The sequence below is a fragment of the Lacinutrix sp. MEBiC02404 genome (genome assembly GCF_053601575.1).
Genome location: NZ_JBSHNV010000060.1, coordinates 1 through 1066, shown reverse-complemented (window position 1 = coordinate 1066; position 1066 = coordinate 1). Strand labels below are relative to the sequence as shown.

Here is a 1066-nt window from a genome sequence, read left to right as displayed (position 1 = left end):
TTTAGCTACATTTTATAACAACGTATATAAAAAATTGCTAGATTAGTGCTTAAATAAAGTTCGTTGCTCTTTTGCTACTTCTGATTTTCCTTCGGAAAATCCGCCTGTACCAAAACGCAACTTTCCATATACAAACACGTTGGCATTAATTTGAAAAATGAACTTAACCAAAGAAATCACAAGTCGAAAACTGAATTTCGAACCGCAAGTTGAATTTTCAAATGAATCGATAAAAATAAAAGATATCGGAATTTCGATTAACCTAATCGAAAACTTTGTGATTGCGGAAAAAGACACTTTCGAAAAATTTAAAGCTGAATACCAATTTCCTGAAAACTCGGAACTGAATAAGAAAGACAGAGAAAGTTTTCCTAGAGCAATTTTTGAACCGATTTTTATTCTTAAAAACAACGGAAATAAAAGACCGATTATCGCTTGTTACCTTTTCGATGATCGAGCATTGAAAGGAAAAAACAATCTGAATATTAGAAGTATCAATAAGTTTGAATTAATGTGGACTTCATATTTGGCGGAATCAAAAAATGACCGAAGACTGAATGCTAAACGAATTGTTGCGAACGAACTGAATGGAGCAATTTCGGAAACTTATCGTTTTGAATACAAAACAAAAAATGGTTTTGAAAACAAACTTTCGAATTTAAGAATATTGACAATTGAAATAAAAAATTACGTTCTGACTTTTTACATAGTGGACGATGAAAAAAATACATTGAATCAAGCGGAATTAGAAAAATTTATAAACGGAATAAAAAACTAATGCCAACACCGTATATAATTTATTGCTAGTTCTAGCCTGCCTACGAAAACCCTCGCGGATTTTCTATTCGGTTTTTATTTGCTAAATTAGGTGCTTAAACACGCAACAAACCATATACAAACACGTTAGGCACAATTAGAAAAATGAACTCCGAATTCAATAACTTAACGCAACAAATCTAAATTTATAGATTTGTTACAATGGAAGTAAAAAAACATAAACGACTTACCTTAAAGGAGAGAATTCAAATAGAGACTCTTTTAAACGAAAACAACACTAAAGCTTACA

1 protein-coding gene is annotated in these 1066 nt (G+C 31.0%); it reads left to right on the top strand.

The window, feature by feature from the left end:
* Window positions 1-157 precede the first annotated feature (157 nt).
* Window positions 158-778 (top strand): hypothetical protein, encoded by a 621-nt coding sequence (locus tag ACVCXO_RS00355; protein ID WP_452227615.1) that lies wholly within the window; start codon window positions 158-160, stop codon window positions 776-778.
* The last annotated feature ends 288 nt before the right edge of the window (window positions 779-1066 follow it).